Annotated in this window: 2 protein-coding genes; both read right to left on the reverse strand. The window is 75.3% G+C overall.

The genetic code is table 11. The features are described 5' to 3' along the window. Positions 1 to 644 (reverse strand): HAD family hydrolase (locus F2B26_RS16095; RefSeq protein ID WP_159811066.1); only part of this gene is annotated, 644 nt, incomplete at its 3' end. After that, positions 608 to 1,660, reverse strand: a complete 1,053-nt coding sequence (locus F2B26_RS16100; protein ID WP_159811068.1) for an adenylate/guanylate cyclase domain-containing protein — start codon at positions 1,658 to 1,660, stop codon at positions 608 to 610. The genes F2B26_RS16100 and F2B26_RS16095, both read right to left, overlap by 37 nt. Positions 1,661 to 1,711: the final 51 nt, after the last annotated feature.

The following is a 1,711-nucleotide window of genomic DNA, read 5'->3' on the forward strand; positions in this document are numbered from 1 at the left end:
CGCCGCAGCCGCGGGTGGGCGGCCTGCTGCGCGGGGAGCACGGTGGCCGGCTGCACCGCGTAGGTGAGAGCGCCGCTGGCCAGCGCGGACGTGATCCCCGGCACCGAGTCCTCGACCGCGACGCAGTCGGCGGGCGCCACCCCCAGCCCCGCGGCCGCGAGCAGGTACGCCTGCGGATCGGGTTTGCCCCGCTCGACGTCGTCACCGGCGACCACGACCGTGAGCGACCCGGCCGGTGCGGCCGCCGCGACCGACGTGGCCAGGGACCGGTAGGTCATGGTGACGAGCGCGGTCGGCACCTGGGCCGCGGCCAGTGCCGCCAGCAGGGCCCGGGCACCGTCACGCCACGGCGGCCCGTCGACCTCGATCTGCGCGACCCGGTCGTTGAGCCAGTGCTCGATGGTCGGGCTGTCCAGCGGCACGCCGCGTCCGATGAGCAGGGCCGCGACGTCGGGGATCGCCAGGCCGATGATCGCCTCGTCGTCCGCGGTGCTCCACGGCACGTCGTACCGGGCGGCGAGCTCCCCGGTCGCCTGGGCCCACACCGGCTCGGAGTCCACGAGGGTCCCGTCCAGGTCGAACAGCACAGCAGCCGGTCGGGCCTCGTTCAGCCCTGACCGGCCCGGACGAGGCTGAGGTCCCACGGGGTCACGGTACCCAGTCCGGTGAGCTCGCAGCTCGGCTGTTCCACGAGCACGAACCTCGGGTCGGTGGCGAGCACCTGCGCCGTGGCCGGGTCCACCAGCACGGTGCCCGGCCGGGCCACGTCGCACAGCCGCGAGGCGAGCGTCACCGGGGCGCCGAACACGTCGCCGAACCGGGACAGCAGGTTGCCCCACACGAGCGAGACCCGCAGCGACACGTCGTGCGGCGGCGCCGGCCTGGCCCGTTTGGGCCGCACGTGCGCCGTGAACGCCTCTGCGAGGTGCGTGGCGACAAGAGCACCGGCCACCGGGTCGTCGGCGACGAACAGGGCGCCGTCGCCGATCGTCTTGATGATCCGGCCGCCGTGCGCACCGACCACGTCACGCACCCGGGCCTCGAAGCCCTGCACGAAGGCGGACAGCTCGGCCGGCCCCAGCCCCGCGGTGGTGCGGGTGAAGGAGACCATGTCGGCGAACCCGACGGCGCGGGCCAGCGGCAGCGTCTGCGCGTCGTAGGGGCGCGACTCCGTCGAGGCGAACTCGGAGGTGTAGCGCCCTGCGACGGCCGCGAGCTGGCGCCGGTAGGCGTAGACGACCAGCTCCTCGAGCGGGCCGACCAGCGCCGGCAGCCGGGCCAGCAGCTCGAGGCGTGCGGCCCGGTCGTCCCGGTCACCGTGCGCCGCCAGGTCCTCGACGAGGGCCTCGACCTGCCACATGGCCACCCGGTCGCCGTTGTGGCCGACGGCACGCACGAGCGACACCACGGTCGACATGGACAGGTCGTGCACCCGCATGAGCTCGGCGAGCCGGCCGATCGCCGCCGCGTCGAGCTCGGTGAACACCGGTTCGCCGTGCTCGACGCGGGGCAACGACAGGATCCGCCACAGGTCCGTGACCAGCTCGGCCGAGATGCCCGCGCGTTCGGCCAGGTCCCGGTCGGTCAGTGTGCGCGGGCCGCCGAGGAGGGCGGCCTCGAGGTCACCGGCGTCCGGCACCTGCCGCGCGTCATCGCCCACCGGGCCACCCTAACGGGCGGTGCTGGCCCCCGGCCCGCCCGCGGCCGGACC

The sequence above is a fragment of the Cellulomonas citrea genome (assembly GCF_009829685.1).
Classification (GTDB): Bacteria; Actinomycetota; Actinomycetes; order Actinomycetales; family Cellulomonadaceae; genus Cellulomonas; species Cellulomonas citrea.